Below are 23,632 nucleotides of genomic sequence, written 5' to 3' on the forward strand. Positions count from 1 at the left end.
ACAGGCAACCGGGGCAGACGCGTCGCTCCACGGTTTTTTCAGATCACTACTCAATTTCGGGCAATCACCACTCAAATCCCCGGCTTCGACTACTCAAAGCCGGGGATTTCCGTGCGGGATGCCGGTTGTGTCAGCAGGCTCGGAATCCAGAGCCCCGACCGAAAGGCCACCATGACCGCCTCCTCGCAGCACGAGTTCACCGACGCCCCCCGCGGCCCCCGCATCCAGCGCCGCACCCTCCTCAAAGGGGCCGCGTGGTCCGTCCCGATCCTCGCGGCCACGGTCGCCGCCCCGGCTCAGGCCGCCTCGACCGTCCCGCCGACGATCGCGTGGTCGGGCACCAAGGCGGTGACCGACTTCGAGATCAACGAGACCACGAAGTCGGCCACGTCGCAGGTACCGGTCACCGTTCCCCTCAGCTTCGTGATCACCAACGGCTCGGCGCCGCAATCCGGCCTGATCGACAGCCTCGTCGTCACCTTCGGTGCCCCGAGCGGCGCTGCGGCGCCGACAGACGGCACCGCCTACGGGCTCGGCGTCTTCGGGATCAACGGCAGTCAGCTCTCCGTCTACAACCAGCCCACCTACGGACAGGCGGGGACCGGGTTTCCGACGACGACGTGGACCCATCCGGCGTTCCCCCTCAACGCCGGTGCCGACCAGGCGGTGACGACCATGATCGAGTTCATCCTCGTCGGAACCAGCAGCGCCGGGCCCGTCACCGACGCCGTCACCTTCCCCGTCACGGTCACCGCGACGATCGACGGCGTCGCCTACGCGGACTCCACGACGATCACGGTGCCGGCGGGCGCGCTCCTCCTCTGACCCCCGCTGTTCACCCCCGTGGCCGGGTTCGTCTCGAACCCCCGATCTTGCGAATCCGGCCCACGGGGGTGTCCAGTGGTCCTACTCTCTGGTCATGACAACGCTCCCGCCCGCCATCGCCACCACCGGACAGCTGCGCGCGTCGGGGCACACCCACAGGCCGCTGCGCGTCGAACTCCGCGAGAACCTGCTCGCCGCGCTCGCCGACGGTCGCGACCCGTGGCCGGGCATCCACGGCTTCGACGACACCGTCATCCCGCAGCTCGAGCGCGCCCTGCTGGCCGGTCACGACATCGTGCTGCTCGGGGAGCGCGGCCAGGGCAAGACGCGGCTGCTGCGCAGCCTGGTCGGACTCCTCGACGAGTGGTCGCCGGTGATCGACGGCTCCGAGCTCGGCGAGCATCCCTTCCACCCGATCACCCCGGGCTCCCGCCGGCGTGCCGCCGAACTCGGCGACGACCTGCCGGTGGCGTGGCGGCACCGCGCCGAGCGGTACGCCGAGAAGCTCGCGACACCGGACACCTCGGTCGCCGACCTCATCGGCGACGTCGACCCGATCCGGGTCGCGGAGGGACGATCGCTCGGTGACCCGGAGACGATCCACTACGGGCTCGTCCCGCGCAGCCACCGCGGCATCGTCGCCATCAACGAGCTGCCCGATCTCGCCGAGCGCATCCAGGTGTCGCTGCTGAACGTGATGGAGGAGCGCGACATCCAGATCCGCGGCTACGTCCTGCGTCTCGACCTCGACGTGCTGGTCGTCGCCACCGCGAACCCCGAGGACTACACGAACCGCGGACGCATCATCACGCCGCTGCAGGACCGCTTCGGCGCCGAGATCCGCACCCACTACCCGCAGACCGTCGAAGAGGAGATCGCCGTCATCCGGCAGGAGGCGGACCTGGTGGCCGAGGTGCCCGAGCACCTCCTCGAGATCCTTGCCCGGTTCACCCGCAATCTTCGAGAGTCGGACGCCGTCGACCAGCGCGCCGGGGTGTCCGCGCGCTTCGCGATCGCGGGTGCCGAGACGATCGCCGCCGCCGCTCTGCACCGGGCTACCCGCCAGCACGAGGCGGTCGCCGTCGCCCGGCCGGTGGACCTGGAGACCGCGGTGGACGTGCTCGGCGGCAAGATCGAGTTCGAGACGGGCGAGGAGGGCCGCGAGCGCGCGATCCTGGAGCACCTGCTGCGCACCGCCGTCGCCGACACGGCCCGCGTGCACCTGCGCGGGATCGACTTCCGTCTCCTCGTCGAGGCGCTGCACGACGGCGTGACGGTGATGACCGGGGAGCAGGTCCCGGCCGCGGACGTGCTCGCCGGGATGCCGGTGCTCGGCGAGTCGGACCTCTACGACCGGGTCGCAGAACGGCTCGGCGCGCAGACGTCGGGCGAGCGGGCCGGGGCGGTGGAGCTGGCGCTGGAGGCGCTGTTCCTCGAGCGCCGCATCGGCAAGGACAGCGCCGCAGGGGAGACCGTCTATGGATGACACGACGCCGGCTCCGGCCGGACGATTCCCGGCGGTGGCCTGATGGTCCGCAGCTTCCACCGGGCGCCCGCGCACACCGCACGGTACGGACGGTATGCCGGCGGCGACCCGCTGGCGCCGCCGGTTCCGGTGCAGGAGGCGCTCGAGGCGATCGGCGCCGACGTCATGGCCGGGACCTCCGCCGAACGCGCCATGCGCGAGTACCTTCGGCGCGGCGGCCGGGGTCGCGAGGGACTCGACGACCTCGCGCAGCGTGTGCAGCAGCGTCGCTCCGAGCTGCTCCGGCGGCATCGCCTGGACGGCACGCTCGAAGAGGTCCGCCGGCTCCTCGACCACGCGGTGCTCGAGGAGCGCAAACAGCTCGTGCGCGACGTGGAGCTCGACGACCAGACGCGGGCGTTCGCCGAGATGCGGCTGGAGAACCTGCCGCAGAGCACGGCGGCCGCCGTCAACGAGCTCGCCGACTACGACTGGCAGAGTCGCACCGCCCGGGCCGACTACGACCGCATCCGCGAACTGCTCGGCCGCGAGATGCTCGACCAGCGCTTCGCCGGCATGAAGGACGCCCTGGAGAACGCGACGGATGCCGACCGGCAGGCGATCCGCGACATGCTCGGCGACCTCAACGACCTCCTGGACAAGCGGCGCCGCGGCGAAGACACCCAGGAGGACTTCGACGAGTTCATGCGCAAGCACGGCGATCAGTTCCCCGAGCAGCCGCGAGACCTCGACGAGCTGCTGGACACGCTCGCGGAGCGTTCGGCGGCGGCGCAGCGGATGCTGAACTCGATGACTCCTGAGCAGCGCGACGAGCTGCTGAGCCTCGCCGCGCAGGCGTTCGGGTCTCCCGAGTTGCGCGAGTCGCTCGCCCGCCTCGACGCCAACCTCCGGTCGCTGCGGCCGGGGGAGGACTGGTCGGGCGCGGAATCCTTCTCGGGCGACGAACCGACCGGGCTCGGCGAGGCCACCGGAATCATGCAGGATCTCGCCGACCTGGATTCGCTGACCGACCAGCTCAGCCAGGCGTACCCGGGCGCGCGCATGGACGACATCGACCTGGATGCGCTGAGCCGGCTCGTCGGGGAGGATGCCGCTGTCAGTGCGCAGACGCTGCGCGATCTGGAACAGCAGCTGAAGGACACCGGGATGCTGCAGCGCGCCTCCGACGGGGCCCTGCGGCTCACGCCCCGCGCCATGCGGCAGCTCGGGCGGGCGCTGCTGCGCGACGTCGCGACCCGGCAGTCCGGGCGGCTCGGGCGCCGCGAGACCCGGCACGCGGGGGCGGCCGGCGACCGCACCGGCGCGACGCGCGCATGGGCGTTCGGCGACACCGAGCCGTGGGACATCCCGCGCACGGTGTCCAACGCGGTGCTGCGCACGGTCGCCGACGGCGGGGACCCCTCGGGCGGGGTGCGGCTGGACACCCGCGACGTCGAGGTCGTCGAGACGGAGCAGCGCACCCAGGCCGCCGTCGCGCTGCTGGTGGACACCTCGTTCTCGATGGCGCTGGATGACCGGTGGGTGCCGATGAAGCGCACCGCGCTCGCCCTGCACCACCTCATCTCGACCCGCTTCCGCGGGGACACCCTGCAGCTGATCGCCTTCGCCCGGTACGCCGAGGTGATGGACATCGAGCAGCTGACGGCGAAGGACGCGGTGTGGGACAAGGGCACCAACTTGCATCACGCGCTGCTGCTGGCCGGGCGGTTCTTCCGCCGGCACCCGGCGGCGCAGCCCGTGCTGCTGATCGTGACCGACGGGGAGCCGACCGCGCACCTCGAACCCGACGGAGAAGCGGTCTTCGCCTACCCGCCGGATCCCCTCACCGTCGCGATGACCGTGCGCGAGCTGGACACCGTGCACCGGCTGGGCGCGCAGACCACGTTCTTCCGGCTCGGCGACGACCCGAGCCTGGCCCGATTCATCGACGCCCTCGCGCATCGTGCCGGCGGCCAGGTCGTCGCGCCGGAGCTGGACGACCTCGGCCGGGCCGTGGTCGACAGCTACCTCGGCTCGCGGGAGGACTGGCACGGGACGCCGGAGGACTTCGGCGAGATGCTCCGCGGCCGCTCCTGGTGGTGGTGAACCGCTACCGCTCCAGCCGGAATCCGGCGATCGTCGGCGCGGTGCCCGAGGCGAGGGATGCCAGGTGCTCCCCGATCGCGGGGGCGAACTTGAACCCGTGTCCGGAGAACCCGGCGGCGACGACGATCGGCCCGGTCCGGTCGAGCACGAAGTCCCCGTCGTCCGTCGAGGTGTAGGTGCAGCTGATCGGCTCGAACACGTCGGGGTCGGCACCCGGCATCCACTCCCGCACGTAGCGGCGCAGAGACTCCGACAGCTCCGTCGACGGCGTGAAGGTTCTCGTCTGCGGGGTGACGACCGGGCCGACCCGATGCCAGCCGACCTTGACCCCCTCGCCGGGGGAGACGAGGCCGTACACGGGGCCGGGCCAGCGGAATCCCGACGGTTCGGGGGCGTGGTTGAAGCTCGGCCATCCTGCGCCGTCGTCGCCGAGCCGCAGCGCGAAGTGCGCCGGATGCTCCTCGGTGACCGTCAGCCGGGGGAGCCGGACGAGTCCGCGCAGCAGCGGGTCGGTCCACGCGCCGGCCGCGACGACGACGCGGCGTGCCCGGATCGCGTGCGCGTCGGTGCGGAGCTCGACCAGGTCGTCGCCGCGGGGCAGGATGCTGCGCACCGGGCTGGTGTGGTGGACCGCGGCTCCGTGCGCGACCGCTCCGTCATGGAGGGCACGCACCGCCCGGTCGGCGAACAGGCGCCCGCCCTGCGGCAGGAAGGTCGCCGAGCCCGCGAAGCGGAGACCGGGCCAGCGACGCTCCGCCTCCGCGGCCGGGATCCGCTCCACGTCGAACCCGAACATGGGAGCTTCCGCGGCGAGGGCGGCGGCATCCGCACGCGGGCCGCGCTCGACGAGGCCGGTCTGCTCGAGCAGCACCTCCCCGGACTCGGCCTCGAGCTCGCGCCATAAGGGGAGGGCGCGCCGGAGGAGCCGGAGGTGGTGCGGCGAGCTGTACGCCGGGTTGAAGTTGCGGGTGGTGCCGTGCGACGCGCCGAGCGAGTGGCCGGCCTCGTGGGCTTCGAAGAGGGCGACCGCTCTGCCGCGCCGGGCGAGCGCCCACGCGGCGGCGGCGCCGACGACTCCGCCGCCGACGACGGCGACCTCCACCTCGATGCGATCGTGCACCTCGCGGGTGCCGGAGACGTCGGTCATGCCAGGAGGCTAAGCGCGCCGGCCGGGCGTCGTCGTCCCGGTCGACTCGGGACGACACGAACAGGACGCGCATTGTCACGGAACGACCCATCCCGCAACACCCGGCCCGGGCGCGGGCCGGGTCGCCTAGCGTCGCCCCCATGAGCACGAGCGCTTCCGACCTGCTGACCGAGTCCGGATTCGACGCCGCCTGGCGGGAGTGGCACGACGCGCACGAACGCGTCCGCGCCGACGAGCACGGGTTCCTCGCCATCACGAGCATCCGCTGGCTCGGTCCCGAGCCCACCCGATATCCGGATGTGCCGGGTGCCTGGAGCACGGCGGACGACGGCCCGGTCGTGGTGCTCGTCGACGACGAGTTCCTCGACCTCGACGGGCGGCGCGTGACCGGCATCCACCGGTTCGGGCGGCTGCCCGAGCGGTCGAGCCTCACCGCGTCCTGGACGACGGGCGACACGGTCGCCGTCGTCGAGATCGCGCGGCGGGGCGGCCACGACATCATCCGGCCGCGGCATCCCGACGCGCCCATCCGCACCGCGTACCCGGGGACCGACGCCTACCCGCCGCAGGAGCGGTTCGTGGTCGACGGCGTCTTCACGCCCTTCCCGGAGCCGCGAGAGGTCACGGTCGGATCGGTCGTCGACGGTCTGCAGCACGTCTACCACGCGCCCGGGACCGTCTCGTTCGACCTCGATGGCCCGCGCTCGCTCGTCGCGTTCGACGGGCACGGCGGCGGACTGCTCGCGCTGTTCACGGACCTCACGAGCGGGGTGACGACCTACGCGGCGAACCGCAGCGTCTCGATCGCCGCGCCCGACGAGGACGGCCGGGTGACCATCGACTTCAACCGCGCGGTGAACTTGCCGTGCGCGTACACCCCGTATGCGACGTGTCCGCTGCCGCCGGCGGAGAACCGGCTGCAGGTCGCAGTCGAGGCCGGAGAGAAGGTGCCGAGCGCTCTCACTCCGTGAGGATGGGGCGTTCCAGCGCGGCCCGTGCCTCCCGTTCGACGAACACCGGGACGAAGTCCCGCACCCGCGCATTGTCGTAGTGATGTTGTGCTTCAAGCACGGCCTCGGCGATCTGCGACGAGGGGAGCTGGGGGAATCGCTCTTCCAGTCGTCTGACCACCTCTGCGATGGCATCGCCTTCGGGGACATCGCGTGTCATGGGCTCATGGTCTCCGCGAATCACTCGCGATGTCAAGCATCCGGGCATCCTCGGGGTGCGCTGCCGGCTACCGGCTCGTATCGTGAACCTCGTGCCGAAGGATGCCGAGGGTCGTCACCGCGCGGAAAGGATCGTGATGTCGTTCCGGACTCGTTACCTGTGGGTACTGAAGAACACCCTCAATCGCGCGACCGTGCGTGCCGCCCGCTCCGGCCGGGGCCCGTTCACCCTGGTGCGTCACATCGGCCGCACCTCCGGCAAGGTCTACGAGACTCCGATCATGGTCGCCCGCAGACCCGGTGGCTTCGTCGCCGAACTCACCTACGGCCCCGACGTCAACTGGTACCGCAACATCGTCGCAGCAGGGCAGTGCGACTTGCTGTACCGCGGCGCGATCCATCACATCGACCGGATCGAGCCGTGCAGCGTTGCGGATGGTCTCGCGGCGTACGGCAACCCCCGCGCGATCGTGCTGCGGATCCTCCGCCGCCACGAGTTCCGCTTCCTCCACGAGGAGGTTCCCTCGGGCTGACCGTCGATCACGCCCGCAGCGTGTCCCGGAGGAACGCGTGGATCGTCGCGTGCAGGGCGGCGGTGGCGGCGTTGTCGATCGACCCGGCGTGGCCCCCGTCGGCCGGTTCGAGGTAGTGCACCTCGGCATCCGTCTCGGCCTCGAGGCGGGCGGCCATCTTGCGGGCCTGGACGGGTCCGACCCGGTCGTCGCTCGTGGCCGCGTAGATGAAGGATGCCGGGTAATGGGCATTCGGATCGATCAGGTGGTACGGCGAGAACGTCTGCACGAACTCCCAGTCCGCGGGGTCGTCCGGGTCGCCGTACTCGGCGATCCAGCTGGCGCCCGCCGACAGGCGCGCGTAGCGGCGCATGTCCAGCAGCGGGACGCCGCACACGATCGCCCTGAAGTCGTCCGGGTACTGCGTGAGCATGTTGCCCACCAGCAGCCCGCCGTTCGAGCGGCCGTGGCATCCGATCCGGTCCGGGGTCGACACGCCGCGCTCGACGAGGTCGCGCGCGACCGCGACGAAGTCCTCGTAGGCGCGGTGCCGGTTCTCCCGCAGCGCCGCGAGGTGCCAGGCGGGGCCGAACTCGCCGCCGCCGCGGATGTTCGCCACGACGAACACGCCGCCCGTCTCGAGCCAGGCGGGGCCGACGATCGACGGATACTCCGGGGTGAGCGAGTGCTCGAACCCGCCGTACCCGCTCATCAGCACCGGCAGGCGCCCGTCGCGCTCGCGCGGCCCGACCTCGAAGTACGGCACCCGGGTGCCGTCCGCCGAGACCGCCCAGTGCTGCGCGGCGGACAGCCCCGTGGTGTCGAAGACGGCCGGTGCGGATGCCACCACCTCGGCGTTCGGGGCGACGGAGTCCGTCACGATCAGGGTCGGCGGGGTGAGGAACCCGCGAGCCACGACCCACAGTTCGTCGTCCTCTTCGGCATCCCGCGTGACGACGTCGACCGAGTAGACGTCGGTCGCGGGCAGCGCCAGGTCGAGCGGCGTCGCCGCCCACCCGTCGGCGGGGTCGACGGCGACCAGCCGCGATTGCACGTCGTCGAGCACCGTCAGCACGAGCCGGTTCTTCGTCCACGTCCAGGTGCTCAGCACGCGGGTCGCGGTCGGCGCGAAGACCACCGTGAGCGGGCGTCCGGCGTGCACGTCGGCGATCGTCCCGACCAGCAGCGTGCCGCCCGAAACCTCGACGCCGCCGACCACGGAGTCGGTCGTGGTGCGCACCGCGACGAGCTCGCCGTGGACGGACGTGCGGGCATCCTGCGGGAGGTCGAGCAGCTGCGGCGCCGCCTGCGGGTCGCGGGCGTCCCACACGTGGTTCTCGAAGTGGAAGAAGTCGTGCGCGACCTCCACCACCGCGGTGGCGCCGCCCCCGGTGTGGTCCACGCCCGCGAAGACGCCCACGTCGGATGCCTTCCCGGCGACGACCACCGGGGCATCCCGCAGCGGGGTCCCGCGCCGCCACAGCCGGGCCGAGATCGGGTAGCCGGAGTCGGTCGTGCCGCCGCCCTCCAGCGCGGTCGCCACCAGCAGCGTGTCGCGGTCGACCCACGCCGCATGCGACTTGTGCACCTCGAGGGTGAAGGGGGCCTCGGTCACGAAGGTGGCGGCATCCAGATCGAACTCGCGGATCACGTGCGCATCGCCGCCGTCCGGGCTGAGGCTGACGAGGACCCGGCCGGTGCCGCGTGGTCCGTGCGAGGTGCCCGCGAAGCTCCACTCGACGCCCTCCGCGGCGCCGAGCGCGTCGACGTCGAGCAGCACCTGCCACTCGGGCGCACCCGCCCGCATGGTGTCGCGCGGGCAGCGCCGCCAGAGGCCGCGCGGGTGCTCGGCATCCCGCCAGAAGTTGTACATCCAGTCGCCGCGCCGCGCGGGAACCACCAGCCGCCGCGGGTCGTCGAGGATGCCGCGCAGACGCTGCTCCAGCTCGCTGCGCCAGCCCGAGGCGTAGCGGGACTCGGTGCGTGCGGTCTGCTCGGCCGCCCAGGCGAGGGCTTCGCTCCCGTGGATGTCCTCCAGCCACAGGTGCGGGTCGGCGGGCTCGTCGGCGATCGGGGGCACGGAGACGGCGGCAGGCTGGGTCACGTCGGCCAGCCTACGTCCGCGAGGAGCACGGCCGACGCGCCGACGCCCCAGAGCGCGTACCCGGCCAGCAGCAGCATCAGCATCCACTCGCGACGCGACCCGGCATGGCCGAGCAGCGGAAGGGCGAGATAGCCGTTGTGCTTCCACACGTCGCGCAGCACCGGGATCTCGGTGAGCACGCGGGGCGGCCGCGGATTCACGGGCCACAGCAGCGGCACTCCCTCGATCGTCAGCGCGTCCCCCAGGAGGTGCACGGCGAAGCCCAGACCGACGCACAGGGGGAGCCAGCCGAACTGGGTCGGCGCCCACAGCAGGATGCCGCCCGCGACGAACGCTCCGATCACCCAGGCCAGCAGCCACGCGCGCACGACGGTGAGCACCTTCAGCGCGAAGGCGATGCACGCCATGACCGCGAGTGCGGACCCCAGCTGCAGGCTGTGGTCCCACCCTTCCGGGGTCCAGTGCAGCAGTCCGAGCCCGAGGGTGGCGGCGATCGTCCCGACGACGGCGAGCAGCGAATGCATGCCGTGGCGGTGGCCGCCGGAGACGGCCTCGACCACGTCGGTGACGGCACCGCCGAGCACCGGCACCGAATGTGCGATCGTGGCACTGTGGTGGTCGGCATCCGGCAGCAGCGCAGCACCCGCGCAGACGACGGTGCCGAGGATGACGGCCCCCGGCGTCAGCGGGTAGAGACCGAGCGCCGGAAGCGCCGTCGCGGTCACCGCCACCCACGCGGCGGCGCCGCTGACGGCATGCGCTGTCCCCATCATGTTTCGGTGCTCCTCCGGTCGCGCCCGGAACCGAGCCGTCCCAGCATGCCGACACCCGGCGATCGGGGTCAAAACACCGGCGTGTTCTGCCATGCTCGGGTCATGTCCACGAGCGTGACGGGAAAGTGAGCACCGCTGATGCGACTCGTCCAGATCGCCCAGCACGCCGACGACCTCGACCGCGCGGCGGGGTTCTACACCGCCCTTCTCGGCGCCCCGCCGACGGCCCGGTTCGACCCGCCCGGGCTGCTCTTCTTCGACCTGGGCGGCACCCGGCTCCTGCTGGATGCCGGAGCCCCGACCGCCCTCGTCTACCTGCAGGTGGATGACGTCCGGGCCGCGCTCGGGCGCCTCGACGAGATCGTCGAGGTCGTCACCGAGCCGCACGTGATCTTCCACCACGACGACGACACGCTCGGCCCGGCCGGCCACGACGAATGGCAGGCGTTCATCCGCGACAGCGAGGGCAACACCGTCGGACTGGTGTCGTTCCAGCGCAGCTGACCCGTGCCGGGCGTCGTATCAGCGACGGCGGCGACCGGCTCCTCTCCGTGCCCCGCACCGTGCGGGTGCGCCCGTCGGGCGCCATGACCAGGGGGGAGCATTCGTCATGCTCAGCAACAGCCTCATCGCGATCATCGCGAGAATCAATCCGGCGATCTGGGAGATCGTCGACGGCGGACCGGGTGCGCCGTGGCAGCAGCGCGCGAACCTCGCCGCGCTCAACCCGCAGCCGCTGCCGCCCATCGCAGCCGCGCGACGCACCGCCGAACAGCGGGCGATGCACTACGGCGCCGGCGTCGCCGTCGAACTCGTGCGCGCGGCCTCGACGGCGCAGCTGCTCGGCGTCGCGTTCGAACCGGGCGACGACATCTGCCCGCCGCCGCGGAAGTTCCCGCACATCCCGGTGCCGTTCCCGTTCCCGGACCCCGACCCGCACCCGTGGTACGTCGGTGACGAGTCGATCGTGGCGTATGCGGCCGGTCTCGCGTTCACGCTCGAGGCGACCGCGCAGGCATGGGAGCAGCTGCGCGGCGCGGACGCCCTCGCGGCGGTGCACGACCGCGCGCTGGAGACCGCCGTCGGCGGGCAGACCCGGGCCGAGTAGAGCCGCAGGCTCTGCGGGGTCCTACGCTCGGAGTATGAGCGCATACGTTTCGGCGTTCGAGCTGTTCTCCATCGGCGTAGGACCCTCGAGCTCCCACACGGTCGGCCCCATGCGTGCCGCTGTCGACTTCGTCGCCCGGCTGCGCGAGGCCGGCATCCTCGACACCGTCGCCCGCGTCGAAGGCACCCTCTACGGGTCGCTCGGCGCCACCGGCATCGGGCACGGCACCCCGGACGCCGTCGTCGCCGGGCTCCAGGGGCTGGAGCCCGAGACCTGCGACCCAGCAGACGTGCGGCACGCCTGGCAGGACTGGCCGGAGGGCGACCCGCTGATCCTCGGCGGAACCCACCCCGTGCCGTTCGCGAAGGAAGACATCACGTTCGCGCCGCGCACCCGGCTGCCCGGCCACCCGAACGCGATGACGCTGGTCGCGAAGGATGCCGCCGGCGCGCCCCTCACCGCCGAGACCTACTACTCGATCGGCGGCGGCTTCATCCGCCGCGAGGGAGCCCCCGCCCAGGTCGCGAAGCACACCTACCCGCTGCAGTTCGACTCCGCCGCCGAACTGCTGCAGCTGTGCGACGAGCAGGGCCTCACGATCGCCGAGGCCGCGCGCCGCAACGAGGAGTCGCAGCGCAGCGAGCAGGAGGTCGCCGACGGCCTCGACCGCATCTGGGATGCCATGGCCACCTGCGTCGAGGCGGGGCTGCGCACCGATGGGACGCTCCCCGGCATCCTGAAGGTCAAGCGCCGGGCATCCGTCATCCGCGCCCAGCTGGAGGGCGTCGAATCCGACGGGCACCGCGAGCTCCCGGGGGAGTGGCTGGGCGCCTTCGCGCTCGCCGTCAACGAGGAGAACGCCGCCGGCGGGCGGGTCGTCACCGCTCCCACGAACGGGGCTGCCGGCATCCTCCCCGCCGTCGCGATGTACTGGTGGCGGTTCCTCGCCGACTCCGGCCTCGGGGTCGGCAACGCGGTGACCCCGCACGGTGAGCTGGTCGGCTCGGCCCTGCTCGGCTTCGGCGCGGCGGATGCCGGCGCCCGGCTGTCGGCCGAGCGGAGCGAGATCGCCGCGATCGAGGGCATCGACCTCGACGACGAGCTCGCCGAGGCGAACCGGCGCCGCGGCATCCGGCGGTTCCTGCTGACCGCGACTGCGCTCGGCTCCCTGTTCAAGGCGAACGCGTCGATCTCGGGAGCCGAAGGCGGCTGCCAGGCCGAGGTCGGGTCGGCGTGCGCCATGGCCGCCGGCGGACTGACCGCCGTGATGGGCGGCACCAACCGGCAGATCGAGAACGCGGCGGAGATCGCCATGGAGCACCACCTGGGGCTGACGTGCGACCCGGTGGGCGGCCTCGTGCAGATCCCGTGCATCGAGCGGAACGCGATCGCGGCATCCACCGCGGTCACCGCCGCCCGACTGGCGCTGCGCGGCGACGGGTCGCACTACGTGCCGCTGGATGCCGTCGTGGAGACGATGCGCCAGACCGGCATCGACATGTCCACGAAGTACAAGGAGACGAGCGAGGGCGGTCTCGCCGTCAACGTCATCGAGTGCTGACGCACGGCGGGGCCGAACACGTATCAGGGATGCCGCGGGGCGCTCTTCTTGGCGAGAGGAGTGCACCATGGAACCCCAGAACGAGAGCGCACCCACCACAGACGAACGCGTCGCCGACTACGACAGCACGGCCGACGAACCCGACCGGCCGGGCGCGTTCCAGCTCTGGTACGACCACCTCACCGACGACTGGTCGCGGCAGAAGCCGTGGTACGAGCTGCCCAAGCCGCTCGGCCTGGCGCAGCTGATCGGCATCCGCGACACCCTGCGGCAGCACAACCTCTACGACACCAGCCGGCTCCCTGCCGTGAACGCCACCCAGGCGCCGCCGTTCGAGGAGCGCTTCCTCACCGAGCGCACGCCCGACGGCAGCTGGAACGACCTCGAGCATCCCGAGATGGGGATGGCGAACACGCGCTTCGGCCGCAACGTCCCGCTCGAGAACACCGCGCGCGACGACGACCGCATGCTGATCCCGAACCCGCGCGAGATCAGCCTCAAGCTCATGACGCGCGACAAGCTCAACGCCGCCACGGGCGGCAACGCGATCATCGCGTCGTGGCTGCAGTTCATGATCCACGACTGGTTCCGTCACGGCACGAGCCCCACCGACCGTCCCTGGGTGATGCCGCCGGTCCCCGGCGACACCTGGCCCACTCCGCCGGTGCAGGTGATGCGCGTGCCCGACGACCCGACGACGCCGCCGGATGCCCGTGGCCCTCGCACCTGGATCAACACCAACACCCACTGGTGGGACGGCTCCTCGATCTACGGCAACGACCGGGCGGCGCAGGTCTTCCTGCGCGAGGGCACCGGAGGTCGCATGCGCATCGTGGACGGGCTGCCTCCGATCCCGGACGACCCCGCCGCCGACCCCACCCGCGTTCCCGGCTTCTGGCTGGGGCTCGGGATGATGCAGACCCTCTTCACGCACGAGCACAATGCCGTCGCCGACCACCTCGCCGCAGCCCACCCCGAATTCGACGACGAGACCCTGTTCCAGAAGGCGCGGCTGGTGGTGTGCGCGCTGATCGCCAAGATCCACACTGTGGAGTGGACGCCGGCGGTCACCGCGCACCCCACCGCGGCCGAGGCCCTGCACGTCAACTGGTACGGGCTCGCCGGCGAGAAGCTGCACGACTTCGTCGCCGCGTTCTCCAAGAACGAGGCCCTGCGCGGCATCCCGGGAACCGGCACCGAGGACTACGGCGTGCCGTACGCGCTCACGGAGGAGTTCGTGGCCGTGTACCGGATGCATCCGCTCATTCCGGACGACTTCGACTTCCGGGCCGCGGCCGACGACGCGCCGACGCTCGGAGCCAAGCAGTTCAGCGAACTGACCGGGCCCCACGCGGTGCCGATCCTGCGCAGCGTCTCGCTCACCGACCTGCTGTACACGTTCGGCACGATGAACCCGGGCCTGGTGACCCTGCACAACTTCCCCCGCGGGCTGCAGATGTACACCCGGCCGGACGGGAAGATCATGGATATGGCCGCGCTGGACATCACCCGCTGCCGGGAGCTCGGCGTGCCGCGCTACTGCGAGTTCCGGCGGCTGCTGCACCTGACCGTGCCGGAGACCTTCGCCGAGGTCACGAGCAACGAGCAGTGGGCGCGGGAACTGGAGGAGGTCTACGACGGCAGGATCGAGGACCTCGACCTGATCCCGGGCGTGATGAGCGAAGACCTGCCCGAGGGCTTCGCGTTCAGCGACACCGCGTTCCGGATCTTCGTGCTGATGGCATCTCGGCGCCTGAACAGCGACCGGTTCTTCACGGATGCCTTCACCGACGACGTCTACACGCCCGAGGGCATGGCCTGGGTGCGCGAGAACACGATGGCCACGGTGCTGTCGCGAAACTGCCCCGGGCTCGCCCCGTACGTCGAGGGACTGCCGAACGCGTTCGGCATCTGGAAGCGAGCGGGTGCGGCATGATCGACGAATGACCGAGGATGCCGCGCGCGAATCCGACCCGACCGAGCACGAACTCACCGAGGACGTCTCTCTGACGACACCCGGTGGGCGGCTCGACCCGAAGTCGCTCGGATTCGCGCGGCATCCTCTCGTCGACACGGCGGGGATCCCCGCGGGCTGGGGCCGCAACAAGCGGTGGGAGTACTGGAACGTCATCACCCCGTCGCACATCCTGGCGCTGACGGTCTCGTCGATCGACTACGCCGCCGTCCACGAGGTCTGGATCTGCGACCGCGCGAGCGGGCGGACGTGGGGTGCGGATGCCACCGTCCTCCCCGCGCGGGGCGTCGAGCTGCCCCCGCGCCTGCATGCCGGTCCCGCCCGGGCGCGGGCCAGGAAGCTCACGATCGACATCGAGCCCGAGGATGCCGCCGGCGCGGTGGTGCGCCTGCGGGCGCGGATCGACACCGCGTGGTTCGACGTGCGTGTCACCCGGCCGGCCGGCCACGAGTGCCTGGCCGTGGTGGTGCCGTGGAACGACCGCCGGTTCCAGTACACCGTCAAGGATGTCGCCCTGCCGGCATCCGGCTCGGTCACGGTCGACGGCGTGCGGCACGAGTTCGACGCCGCGTGGGCGGTGCTCGACCACGGGCGCGGCAAGTGGCCGTACGACATCGCGTGGAACTGGGGCGCCGCCAGCGGCGTGACGGACGGCCGCACGATCGGCATCCAGGTCGGCGGACGCTGGACCGACGGAACGGGTTCCACCGAGAACGGCGTCGTGGTCGACGGCGTGCTGCACAAGATCTCGGTGCCGGTTGCCTGGGAGTACGACCTCGCCGACGTGCTGAAGCCGTGGCGCATCCACGGCGGGGATCTGGATGCCGTGTTCACCCCGGAGCGGCTCAAGCACTCCGACACGAATCTCGCCGTCGTCGCCTCGCGGACCGATCAGTGCTTCGGGCGGTGGTCGGGCACGTTCACCCCGCCCGGCGGCACCCCCCTCCCGTTCGCCGACCTCGACGGCTTCGCCGAGGACGTGCACAACCGCTGGTGAGCCCGTGGACCTGCGCCCTGAGCTTGTGGACCTGCGCCCTGAGCTTGTCGAAGGGTAAGACCACCCGCGGCGCGTGGGCTTCGACAGGCTCAGCCCGCACGCGGCGTTGTCAGTCGCCTTCCTCGCGGGGGGAGCGAAGCTTGGCGGTGAGGTCGCGCAGCTGTGCCAGCTCGCCGTCGTCGAGCACCGCCATGCGCTCGGCGATCGCACGGCCGTGCTGGGAGGCGAGGGCGCGGAACCGCCGGGCGCCCTCGGGCGTGGCCTGCACCAGGGCGCCGCGGCCGTCTTCGGGGTCGGCGGCCTTCACGATGAGTCCGGCCACCGCCATCCGGTCGATGAGCCGGGACACGCTCGGCTGACTGATCAGCATGTTCGCGGTCACGTCCCGGAGCCGCGCGGTCATGTCGGGGGCCCGCGTCACCGTGAGCAGCACGTCGTACTCGGCCTGCGAGAGCACGCCCGAATCGAAGTCGGCGGAGATCTCCGCGAGCACCTCGTGCTGCGCGCGGAAGAGGCTCTCCCACGCGTCGATCGCGAGGCGCCGGTCGGTCATGTCCCTCACCCTACCTTTGTCCTTCATAAGCTGGTGTCATGAGGATCCGGCGCATTGTCGCGGTGACCGTCCTGACCGCGGTCGCGCTCATCGGCGGGGTGCTGACGGGCCCGTCCGCCCCGGCATCCGCCCAGGTCATGACCGGCGTGGACGACTTCAGCTTCCAGAGCATGGATGCCGACTACACCCTCGGCCGCGAGCCCGACGGCACGAGCACGCTGCGGGTCGTCGAGACGTTCGTCGCGGACTTCCCGACCTCCGACCAGAACCACGGCATGCGGCGGGCGATCCCCGACACGTACCAGGGACAACCGCTGCAGCCGCACCTCGTGTCGATCACCGACGGCGCTGGCAACCCGCGCCCGGCGAGCGTCGACCAGCAGGGCGGCACGTTCACGATGACGTCGCGCTCGCCCGACTACCTGCACGGGGCGCAGACGTTCGTCTTCACCTACACGCTCCGGCACGTGACCGCGCACTTCGCGGACACCGGCGACGACGAGTTCTACTGGGACGTCAACGGCTTCGACTGGCCGCAGCAGTTCGGCCGGGTGACGGCGACCCTGCACCTGACGCCCGAGCTCGCGAAAGCCCGCACCGGCGAGCAGGCCTGCTACGTCGGCGCCCAGGGCAGCACGAACCGGTGCACGATCGACGGAACCGGGCAGGCGACCAAGGCGTCCGCGGCACCCGTCGCGCCCCACAACACGATGACGCTCGCGGTCGGCTTCACTGCCGGCACGTTCGTGTCGTTCGACACGTCGCCACTCGCCACGCCGTGGGGCTGGGCGGTCTTCGGCTCCGTGCTCGTCGGTCTCGTCGCCGTCGTCCTGGCGCTCCGGTCGCGGCGGCGGTGGCTGCGGGATGCCCCGGGCCGCGGCATCGTCATCCCGGAGTACACCCCGCCGCCCGGTGTCGACGCGCTGGAAGGCGCGCTGCTGCTGGCGAAGCAGCCGAAGGCGGTGCCGGCGGAGATCCTGGAGCAGGCGATCGGGGGCAGCATCCGACTCGTCGAGACCGGCCGGAGCTTCACCGGCAAGCCGAAGCTCAGCGCGCAGCTCGTCGACGCGTCCAGGGCGGATGCCGACGGGCGGATGGTGCTGGACGCGATGTTCCGACGCGGTCCCGAGTTCGAGTTCGGCACGCAGAACAGTGCCTTCGCGAGCGCCGTCACGAAGATCACCGGCGCGATCACGAAGGAACTCAAGGCCCGCGGCTACTTCGCGCCGGTGCCGGCCGGGGCGCGGGCGTGGCCGATCCTGCTCGCGATCCTCGCCGGGCTCGCCGGGCTCGGCTTCCTGCTCGCCGCCCTCGCGGCATCCGCGGACCCGGGCTGGTTGATCTTCGCGATGGCCCTGTTCGTGCCGATCATCGTCGTGATCGCGGTCCTCGTCGGCCGTCGCCCGCTCACGGCGCAGGGCGTCGCCGCCAAGGATCACCTCGCCGGCCTCAAGATGTTCATCGAGTGGGCGGAGGAGGACCGCATCCGGATGCTTCAGTCGCCGCAGGGGGCCGAGCGCGTCCGGGTGGATGCCTCCGACCCGCGGCAGATGCTGAAGCTCTACGAGGCGCTCCTGCCGTACGCGGTCGTTTTCGGCCAGGAGCGGGAGTGGGCGAAGCACCTCGCGGTGTACACCGCCGCCGCCGGCGCGGCGCCCGTCTGGTACTACGGCCTGAATGGCGGCGGGTTCGACGCGGACGCCTTCTCGGCCGGGATCGCGACCCTGTCGGCCGCGGCGACGGCGTCGTCGTCGACGGGTGGGGCCGGCGGCGGCGGGTTCGCCGGCGGTGGCGGCGGGGGCGGTGGCGGCGGGGGAGTCTGACCGGATCACGACCTGGATGTGAGACAGAGCAAGGGCCGGTCGGAGAGGCTTCCGACCGGCCCAACCCTGCACCAGGAGTAGTCCTGCAATCACAATCCGGAGACCGCCACAGCATTCGGTCGCCGTGCGATCACTCTATAACGAAACGGTAACGAGCGGTAGTGGTCGGGGGCATCCTGCAGCTCCTGAACGTGGACGCATAGCCATCGTTCAGGTTCACGCCACGGGCTGCTGCAACTCCGTCACCCAGTCCGACTGGTCGTCCGACTCAGCCCGGACGTAGAGCTCGCGGCAGGGCCCCGCGGGCACCATCCCGCGGGCGGCGATCGCCGACTGCAGGGCCTGCCAACTCTGCGCGATGCGCTCCATCGACCCGAGGTGGATGCCGCAGACCGCCCGGTCGGCGGCCGGCAGTTCGACGATCTCGACGCCGGGGAGCTCCGGGCCGTCGTACGCGTAGCCGACCGTGATCTCCGTGCCGGCCTCGCCCATGTCGTACTGCGCGATCGGAGTCGCCAGGGCACCGGCCGGACCGCCGACGGCCTCGGCCACGGCGGCGAACGCCGGGCCGACGAAGTCGGGGATCTCGCGCTGCTCCACCACGACGGTGCGCCGCGCGGCGAGCCGCACGGCAGGGAGGGGCTTCTCGGTGACGTCGATCTCGGACATGTGCATCTCGCTTTCTCCCGCCGGTCCCAGTCTCCGGGCCGCGCATCCCGGACGCAACGGTCCGGCATCGATATCCTGCCGGGATGACCACGCCGATCATCCTCGACTGCGACCCCGGCCACGACGACGTCTTCGCGATCTGGCTGGCGGCCGCGCATCCGGCGATCGACCTGCGGGCCATCACCACGGTGGGCGGCAACGGGCTCCTGGAGCACACCACCTACAACGCGCGCGTGGCGTGTACCGTGGCGGGGGTGTCCGGCATCCCGATCGGCGCGGGTGCCGCGCACCCGCTGGCCGGGCCCCTGCATCCGGCCGACTGGATCCACGGCCCGAACGCCCTGGGCGGGCCGGAACTGCCGGCCCCGACCGTCCCGCTCGACGACCGCAACGCGCAGCAGCTCATGCGGGATGTCATCGACGCGTCGCCGGAGCCGATCACGATCGTCGCGACCGGGCCTCTCACGAACGTCGCGATGCTGTTCGAGGAGACCCCGGAGACCGTCTCGCGCATCGCGGGCGTGGTGTGGATGGGCGGGTCGACGACCCGCGGCAACGTCACCCCGTACGCCGAGTTCAACGCGTGGGCCGACCCGGAGGCGATCGCGATCGTGCTGGCTGCGGAGGTCCCGTTCACCATGGTCGGCCTGAACATCACCCACCAGGCGCTCGCGACTCCGGAGGTGCGGGCGCGCATCGCCGCCACCGGCACCCGCACCGGTGCGTTCGGACGCGAGCTGCTCGACTACTTCAGCTCGACCTACGAGCGGGCGGAGCGGATGCCGGACGGCCCCCTGCACGACCCGATCACCGTCGCGCTGCTCGCCGACCCCGCCGTCGCGACCACCGTTCGCACCCGGCTCGACGTGGAACTGGCCGGCACCGAGACCCGCGGTGCGACGAGCGTCGACCTGCTGGACGCGCTCGACCGGCCGCACAACGCGACGGTCGCGCTCGACCTGGACGTGCCCCGCTTCTGGTCGCTCATCGAAGACGCCGTCCGCACCCTCGCGTGATGTCCGGCCGGGGTCGTGGGCTTCGACAGGCTCAGCCCGCACCCTCGCGTGATGTCCGGCCGGGGTCGTGGGCTTCGACAGGCTCAGCCCGCATGCCTCGCGCCCTGAGCCTGTCGAAGGGCAGGACCGCCCGACCCGGGTAGTGTTCCCTGCGTGAGCACGCCCGATCCCGAACCGCAGCCGGCCAGCTACGAGGCCCGCGACATCGCGGAGTCGTTCGGAGCCGAGGCCGACCGTTACGATCGCGCCCGTCTGCGCTACCCGCAGGCCATGATCGACGCGATCCGTCGCACCACCTATGGGCGCAAAGTGCTCGACGTCGGCATCGGCACCGGGATCGCGGCCCAGGCCTTCGCCGACCTCGGCTACCTGGTCACCGGGGTCGAGCCGGATGCCCGGATGGCCGCGCTCGCCCGGGCACGCGGCTTCACCGTCGAGGAGGGCCGGTTCGAGGAGTGGGACCCCGACGGCCGCTGGTTCGACCTGGTCATCGCGGGGCAGTCGTGGCACTGGATCGATCCGCTCGCGGGGGCGCGGAAGGCGGCGGATGCCACCCGTCCGGCCGGTCGCATCGCGGTGTTCTGGAACATCGCCGACCCGCCGCGTCTCCTCGCCGAGCAGTTCGCCGACGTCTACCGGTCCGCCGACACCGGTCTGCCGTTCACGCCGTTCGCGGTCCCCACGATCGACGAGACGATGACCATCCTCGAGAACACCGAGCGCGGCTTCGCGGACTCCGGACGATACACCGACCCGCAGCGCTGGCGCTTCGACTGGACCACCGAGGTCGACACCGCGCTGTGGCTGGACATGGTGGCCACCTTCGGCGGGTTCAGCAGGATGCCGGAGCAGGCGCAGGCCGACGTCCTCACCGGCATCCGCGACGCGGTGGATGCCGCCGGCGGGCGGTTCACGCTCTCGGTCGCGACGATCGTCGTCACCGCGCTCGCGCGCAGCTGAGCAGGTCGCCCGCGGGCGCCAGCTCCACGCCGTGCGCGAAGCGCCGCACCGCCCCGTCCGCGGCCACGAGGATCCCGGAGCGCACCGGAGCGTCGCGCAGCCACGACAGGTCCGGCCCGGCGACCACGCCCACGGTGGCCCAGGCATCCGCGTCGGTCAGCCCGTCGGCGACGACCGTCGAACTCAGCACCTGCAGTGCCCGCTCCCCGGTGCGCGGGTCGACGATGTGCGTGCCCCGCTCGGCCGTGCCGGAGGTGGCGACGCCGCCGTCGCGCAGCTCGACGGTCGCCAGGACCGCCCCGGGATGCCGCGGGTCGGCGATCCCGATCCGCCACGTCCACTCTGCCTCCGCAGCGGTGTGGACCTGGACGTCGCCGCCCGCGTTGAGGCCGACGGCGAGGATGCCGTCGAGCCCGGTGAGCGGGGCCAGGTGGGTGCGTGCCGCCTGCTCGGTCGCCCAGCCCTTCACGTAGCCGGTGGGATCGAACCAGCCGTCCCGCCAGCCCGAGAACCGGCCGCCGCTCTCCAAGGCGAGCGTGCGGCAGGCGATCTCGACCTCGGTCAGGCGCGGGTCGAGGTCGCCGAGGCGTGCGACGCCGTCGCGCAGCCGGGAGATGTCGGAGTCCGACCGGAACGGGGAGAACACGCGCTCCACGTCGGCGAGCTGGGCGAAGGTGCGGTCGATCGCCTCGTCGACGGCGTCCGGCATCCGTCCGCGATCGGGCGCGCCGATCACGTGGACGCTGAAGACGGTGCCCATCAGGTGCTCGATGCGCGTGTACCGGATGCCGGCGCCCATGTCGGTGCCCCTCTCGCCCGTGCTCACTTGGCCTGGTCCAGGGCGGACTGCAGCGACTGCAGGTACCCCTGCGACGTGTAGGTCGCACCGGAGATCATGTCGATGTTCGCGGACTGCGCCTGTGTCGTCTCGGAGACGAGCATCGGGATCGCCTGCGAGTTGATCTCCTGGTCGCGCGGGTCGTTCTGCGGGTATTCCGGCACAGAGACGTGGGTGATCCTGCCGCCGGAGACGGTGATCGCGACCTGCACCGGGCCGTACTGGGTGTCCACCGCCTGCCCCGTGAACGTTCCGTCCTTCAGCCCCGACCCCGACGAACCCTTCGTCGCGGACGATCCCGTCGGGGTCGGCGAGGCGGATCGCCCGGTCGACCCCGTCGTTCCCGATCCCGAGGAGCCGGTCGTTCCCGATCCCGAGGAACCCGTGCCGGTCCCGCCGGTGGATGCAACCGGGATCGACTGGTCGAGCGAGGTCTTATAGCTGAACAGCAGCACCAGGCCCGAGAGGGTGGCGAGCACCGCGATGACGATCTTCTTCATGGTGGCTCCGATCAGATGCTGAAAGATTCGTGGTGGATGGCCGCGGGCGCGACACCGGCCTCCTGCAGGTCCGCCATCACGGCGTCCATCCAGGGGACCGGCCCGCAGACGTAGACGTCATACGCGGCGAGATCGCCCGCCACATAGCGGAGGAGGTCGGGGCCCGCCCACTGCTCGTGCGTCGCCGGAAGCCAGGGCGCGCCGCTCCGGGCACGCGGGCCGTCGAGCGCGTAGTGGACGAGGCCGCGGCGCTGGACCAGCCGGGCGATGGCGGTCGTGCGCAGCGCTTCGCTCGCGGAACTGTCACGGGTGACGAGGATGGCGTCGCCCGCCTCCCAGCGCTCGCCCTCGAGCAGGGCGACCAACGGTGCGACCCCCGCGCCGGCACCGAGCATCAGCAGGCGGTGCGCCTGGCGGCGCTCGCCGGTCAGGTCGCCGTACGGTCCTTCGAACATCACCCGGGTGCCGCGGCGCAGGGTGGTCAGGCGCGAGGTGCCGTCGCCCACGAGCCGGGCGGAGATCACGAGTTCGTTCCCGTCGGGCGCCGCCGCCAGCGAGAACGGGTTGCCCCGCGTCCAGCCCGGGCCGTTCAGGAAGCGCCAGACGAAGTACTGCCCGGGCGCCGCCTTGAGGCGGTGCAGCGCGCGCCCGGTCATCCGGACGGTGACGCCCTTCGCGCCGTCGCGCTGCACGGAGGCCACGCGCACGGTGTGCCGGGCCGAGCGCACCAGCGGCACCAGCACGCGGTAGACGAGGACGGCCGCCGCGGTGACGGCCCACAGCGTCCACCAGTAGACGGTCGCCGCGGTCGAGCCGAGGAAGTCCGCCCCGGTCCAGAGCATGTGCGGGATCGCCAGGCCCACGCCGAGGTACCCGTAGAGGTGCAGCAGGTGCCACGATTCGTACCGGAGCCTGTGCCGGGACCGGCGCAGAGACGTGACCACGACCATGATCAGGAGGATCGTGCCCGCCGTCGCGAGGAGCATCCCGGGGTAGTCCCAGATCAGCTGCCACAGTTGCACGAAGGGGTTGATCGCCGCCGCGAACGCATACCCGAGGGTGATGAGCACGAGGTGGGCGATCAGCAGCCAGAACGACCAGAACCCCACCAGCCGGTGCATCCGCGTGATCGCGCCGCGCCCGAACCCGCGCTCGAACACCGGCACCCGGGCCATGAGCAGCACCTGGTACAGCAGCAGGTTCGCCGACACCAGCCCGGTGATGCGACCCAGCGTGTCGAGCGTGTCGGCATCCATCGCGAACAGCGAACGGATGCCGCCGCCGTGCACCCAGAGGGCGACGACGAACAGGCTCGTCAGCCAGATCACGGTGATCGCGACGGCGTTCCACACGCGTGTCGCGGCGCCGGGGGAGGAGGTCATGCTCCGATCGTGGAGCGCAACCGCCAAGACTGGACTGAGAATGACGCGTCCACCGGGTCTTCATAGCAATCGCATCACCTAATCCGATTAGGAAATCAATCGCGCGCGGACTGACGCGCACCGTCCTCTTGTGGCAGGATTGCGGCACC

At 71.6% G+C, this 23,632-nt stretch carries 22 protein-coding genes; 13 read left to right on the forward strand and 9 right to left on the reverse strand.

The features are described 5' to 3' along the window. Window positions 1–171 precede the first annotated feature (171 nt). The 3 genes from LK09_RS15680 (at window position 172) to LK09_RS15690 (ending at window position 4,396) form a co-directional block, all read left to right on the forward strand. The gene (locus tag LK09_RS15680) at window positions 172–825 is read left to right on the forward strand and encodes a hypothetical protein (protein WP_039401490.1); all 654 of its coding nucleotides are present in this window, start codon (window positions 172–174) and stop codon (window positions 823–825) included. A gap of 94 nt (window positions 826–919) precedes the next feature. Further along, window positions 920–2,311, forward strand: a complete 1,392-nt coding sequence (locus LK09_RS15685) for a sigma 54-interacting transcriptional regulator (RefSeq protein WP_039401493.1) — start codon at window positions 920–922, stop codon at window positions 2,309–2,311. Window positions 2,312–2,353: 42 nt separating this feature from the next. Further along, window positions 2,354–4,396, forward strand: a complete 2,043-nt coding sequence (locus LK09_RS15690; RefSeq protein WP_052226880.1) for a vWA domain-containing protein — start codon at window positions 2,354–2,356, stop codon at window positions 4,394–4,396. 4 nt (window positions 4,397–4,400) lie between these two features. Here LK09_RS15690 and LK09_RS15695 read toward each other — a convergent pair whose 3' ends face one another. Further along, on the reverse strand, window positions 4,401–5,543 hold the full coding sequence (locus tag LK09_RS15695) for an FAD-dependent oxidoreductase (protein WP_052226881.1): 1,143 nt from the start codon (window positions 5,541–5,543) through the stop codon (window positions 4,401–4,403). Between the two features lie 140 nt (window positions 5,544–5,683). On the opposite strand from LK09_RS15695, the gene LK09_RS15700 reads away from it, so the two are divergent. Then, window positions 5,684–6,514 carry a DUF1684 domain-containing protein gene (locus LK09_RS15700; protein ID WP_039401497.1) on the forward strand — a complete coding sequence of 277 codons (831 nt, stop codon included), beginning with the start codon at window positions 5,684–5,686 and terminating at the stop codon, window positions 6,512–6,514. On the opposite strand, the gene LK09_RS15705 is transcribed toward LK09_RS15700, so the two are convergent. Further along, window positions 6,504–6,713, reverse strand: coding sequence for a three-helix bundle dimerization domain-containing protein (locus LK09_RS15705; protein WP_039401499.1), 210 nt, complete (start codon window positions 6,711–6,713; stop codon window positions 6,504–6,506). The two genes, LK09_RS15700 and LK09_RS15705, sit on opposite strands and share 11 nt — an antisense overlap. A gap of 136 nt (window positions 6,714–6,849) precedes the next feature. Here LK09_RS15705 and LK09_RS15710 point away from each other — a divergent pair, with 136 nt between their 5' ends. Then, on the forward strand, window positions 6,850–7,245 hold the full coding sequence (locus LK09_RS15710) for a PNPOx family protein (protein WP_052226882.1): 396 nt from the start codon (window positions 6,850–6,852) through the stop codon (window positions 7,243–7,245). Between the two features lie 7 nt (window positions 7,246–7,252). On the opposite strand, the gene LK09_RS15715 is transcribed toward LK09_RS15710, so the two are convergent. Beyond that, window positions 7,253–9,328, reverse strand: a complete 2,076-nt coding sequence (locus LK09_RS15715; RefSeq protein ID WP_231563091.1) for a prolyl oligopeptidase family serine peptidase — start codon at window positions 9,326–9,328, stop codon at window positions 7,253–7,255. Further along, window positions 9,325–10,101 carry a metal-dependent hydrolase gene (locus tag LK09_RS15720; protein ID WP_039401502.1) on the reverse strand — a complete coding sequence of 259 codons (777 nt, stop codon included), beginning with the start codon at window positions 10,099–10,101 and terminating at the stop codon, window positions 9,325–9,327. The genes LK09_RS15715 and LK09_RS15720 overlap by 4 nt, the downstream gene beginning before the upstream one ends. 138 nt (window positions 10,102–10,239) lie before the next feature. Here LK09_RS15720 and LK09_RS15725 point away from each other — a divergent pair, with 138 nt between their 5' ends. The 5 genes from LK09_RS15725 to LK09_RS15745 all read left to right on the forward strand — a co-directional run bounded on the left by LK09_RS15725 (window position 10,240) and on the right by LK09_RS15745 (window position 15,742). After that, a complete protein-coding gene (locus tag LK09_RS15725; RefSeq protein ID WP_039401504.1) occupies window positions 10,240–10,605 on the forward strand; it encodes a VOC family protein in 366 nt (121 codons plus the stop codon). Window positions 10,606–10,711: 106 nt separating this feature from the next. Further along, window positions 10,712–11,209, forward strand: coding sequence for a hypothetical protein (locus LK09_RS15730; RefSeq protein ID WP_039401507.1), 498 nt, complete (start codon window positions 10,712–10,714; stop codon window positions 11,207–11,209). Window positions 11,210–11,243: 34 nt separating this feature from the next. Continuing rightward, a complete protein-coding gene (locus LK09_RS15735) occupies window positions 11,244–12,770 on the forward strand; it encodes an L-serine ammonia-lyase, iron-sulfur-dependent, subunit alpha (RefSeq protein WP_039401510.1) in 1,527 nt (508 codons plus the stop codon). Between the two features lie 67 nt (window positions 12,771–12,837). Next, a complete protein-coding gene (locus LK09_RS15740) occupies window positions 12,838–14,706 on the forward strand; it encodes a peroxidase family protein (protein WP_052226883.1) in 1,869 nt (622 codons plus the stop codon). Window positions 14,707–14,713: 7 nt separating this feature from the next. Further along, window positions 14,714–15,742 (forward strand): DUF2804 domain-containing protein, encoded by a 1,029-nt coding sequence (locus tag LK09_RS15745; protein ID WP_039401512.1) that lies wholly within the window; start codon window positions 14,714–14,716, stop codon window positions 15,740–15,742. Window positions 15,743–15,851: 109 nt separating this feature from the next. Here the strand turns inward: LK09_RS15745 and LK09_RS15750 are convergent, their stop codons facing one another. Further along, window positions 15,852–16,295 (reverse strand): MarR family winged helix-turn-helix transcriptional regulator, encoded by a 444-nt coding sequence (locus LK09_RS15750; protein ID WP_039401515.1) that lies wholly within the window; start codon window positions 16,293–16,295, stop codon window positions 15,852–15,854. A gap of 38 nt (window positions 16,296–16,333) precedes the next feature. Here LK09_RS15750 and LK09_RS15755 point away from each other — a divergent pair, with 38 nt between their 5' ends. After that, complete coding sequence (locus tag LK09_RS15755) at window positions 16,334–18,118, forward strand: DUF2207 domain-containing protein (protein ID WP_052226884.1); 1,785 nt, start codon at window positions 16,334–16,336, stop codon at window positions 18,116–18,118. A gap of 216 nt (window positions 18,119–18,334) precedes the next feature. Here the strand turns inward: LK09_RS15755 and LK09_RS15760 are convergent, their stop codons facing one another. Continuing rightward, a complete protein-coding gene (locus LK09_RS15760; protein ID WP_156138855.1) occupies window positions 18,335–18,787 on the reverse strand; it encodes a GyrI-like domain-containing protein in 453 nt (150 codons plus the stop codon). Window positions 18,788–18,870: 83 nt separating this feature from the next. On the opposite strand from LK09_RS15760, the gene LK09_RS15765 reads away from it, so the two are divergent. Then, the gene (locus LK09_RS15765; protein ID WP_039401517.1) at window positions 18,871–19,803 is read left to right on the forward strand and encodes a nucleoside hydrolase; all 933 of its coding nucleotides are present in this window, start codon (window positions 18,871–18,873) and stop codon (window positions 19,801–19,803) included. Between the two features lie 153 nt (window positions 19,804–19,956). Continuing rightward, window positions 19,957–20,763 carry a class I SAM-dependent methyltransferase gene (locus tag LK09_RS15770; RefSeq protein ID WP_039401520.1) on the forward strand — a complete coding sequence of 269 codons (807 nt, stop codon included), beginning with the start codon at window positions 19,957–19,959 and terminating at the stop codon, window positions 20,761–20,763. Here the strand turns inward: LK09_RS15770 and LK09_RS15775 are convergent. The 3 genes from LK09_RS15775 to LK09_RS15785 are packed head-to-tail and all read right to left on the reverse strand — an operon-like array spanning window position 20,741 to window position 23,483. Next, window positions 20,741–21,562 (reverse strand): FAD:protein FMN transferase, encoded by an 822-nt coding sequence (locus LK09_RS15775; protein WP_052226896.1) that lies wholly within the window; start codon window positions 21,560–21,562, stop codon window positions 20,741–20,743. The genes LK09_RS15770 and LK09_RS15775 overlap by 23 nt on opposite strands. Before the next feature lie 23 nt (window positions 21,563–21,585). Then, on the reverse strand, window positions 21,586–22,101 hold the full coding sequence (locus LK09_RS15780; protein ID WP_039401523.1) for an FMN-binding protein: 516 nt from the start codon (window positions 22,099–22,101) through the stop codon (window positions 21,586–21,588). An 11-nt stretch (window positions 22,102–22,112) separates the two neighbouring features. After that, window positions 22,113–23,483 (reverse strand): ferredoxin reductase family protein, encoded by a 1,371-nt coding sequence (locus tag LK09_RS15785; protein ID WP_052226886.1) that lies wholly within the window; start codon window positions 23,481–23,483, stop codon window positions 22,113–22,115. Window positions 23,484–23,632: the final 149 nt, after the last annotated feature.

The organism is Microbacterium mangrovi, from assembly GCF_000802305.1.
GTDB classification, from domain to species: Bacteria; Actinomycetota; Actinomycetes; order Actinomycetales; family Microbacteriaceae; genus Microbacterium; species Microbacterium mangrovi.

Excerpts from the sequence above, each read along its gene's own strand:
- LK09_RS15680 (WP_039401490.1), top strand. The coding sequence starts at position 172 with ATGACCGCCTCCTCGCAGCACGAGTTCACCGACGCCCCCCGCGGCCCC.
- LK09_RS15685 (WP_039401493.1), top strand. The coding sequence starts at position 920 with ATGACAACGCTCCCGCCCGCCATCGCCACCACCGGACAGCTGCGCGCG.
- LK09_RS15690 (WP_052226880.1), top strand. The coding sequence starts at position 2,354 with ATGGTCCGCAGCTTCCACCGGGCGCCCGCGCACACCGCACGGTACGGA.
- LK09_RS15695 (WP_052226881.1), bottom strand. The coding sequence starts at position 5,543 with ATGACCGACGTCTCCGGCACCCGCGAGGTGCACGATCGCATCGAGGTG.
- LK09_RS15700 (WP_039401497.1), top strand. The coding sequence starts at position 5,684 with ATGAGCACGAGCGCTTCCGACCTGCTGACCGAGTCCGGATTCGACGCC.
- LK09_RS15705 (WP_039401499.1), bottom strand. The coding sequence starts at position 6,713 with ATGACACGCGATGTCCCCGAAGGCGATGCCATCGCAGAGGTGGTCAGA.
- LK09_RS15710 (WP_052226882.1), top strand. The coding sequence starts at position 6,850 with ATGTCGTTCCGGACTCGTTACCTGTGGGTACTGAAGAACACCCTCAAT.
- LK09_RS15720 (WP_039401502.1), bottom strand. The coding sequence starts at position 10,101 with ATGATGGGGACAGCGCATGCCGTCAGCGGCGCCGCCGCGTGGGTGGCG.
- LK09_RS15725 (WP_039401504.1), top strand. The coding sequence starts at position 10,240 with ATGCGACTCGTCCAGATCGCCCAGCACGCCGACGACCTCGACCGCGCG.
- LK09_RS15730 (WP_039401507.1), top strand. The coding sequence starts at position 10,712 with ATGCTCAGCAACAGCCTCATCGCGATCATCGCGAGAATCAATCCGGCG.
- LK09_RS15735 (WP_039401510.1), top strand. The coding sequence starts at position 11,244 with ATGAGCGCATACGTTTCGGCGTTCGAGCTGTTCTCCATCGGCGTAGGA.
- LK09_RS15740 (WP_052226883.1), top strand. The coding sequence starts at position 12,838 with ATGGAACCCCAGAACGAGAGCGCACCCACCACAGACGAACGCGTCGCC.
- LK09_RS15745 (WP_039401512.1), top strand. The coding sequence starts at position 14,714 with ATGACCGAGGATGCCGCGCGCGAATCCGACCCGACCGAGCACGAACTC.
- LK09_RS15750 (WP_039401515.1), bottom strand. The coding sequence starts at position 16,295 with ATGACCGACCGGCGCCTCGCGATCGACGCGTGGGAGAGCCTCTTCCGC.
- LK09_RS15755 (WP_052226884.1), top strand. The coding sequence starts at position 16,334 with ATGAGGATCCGGCGCATTGTCGCGGTGACCGTCCTGACCGCGGTCGCG.
- LK09_RS15760 (WP_156138855.1), bottom strand. The coding sequence starts at position 18,787 with ATGTCCGAGATCGACGTCACCGAGAAGCCCCTCCCTGCCGTGCGGCTC.
- LK09_RS15765 (WP_039401517.1), top strand. The coding sequence starts at position 18,871 with ATGACCACGCCGATCATCCTCGACTGCGACCCCGGCCACGACGACGTC.
- LK09_RS15775 (WP_052226896.1), bottom strand. The coding sequence starts at position 21,562 with ATGGGCGCCGGCATCCGGTACACGCGCATCGAGCACCTGATGGGCACC.
- LK09_RS15780 (WP_039401523.1), bottom strand. The coding sequence starts at position 22,101 with ATGAAGAAGATCGTCATCGCGGTGCTCGCCACCCTCTCGGGCCTGGTG.
- LK09_RS15785 (WP_052226886.1), bottom strand. The coding sequence starts at position 23,483 with ATGACCTCCTCCCCCGGCGCCGCGACACGCGTGTGGAACGCCGTCGCG.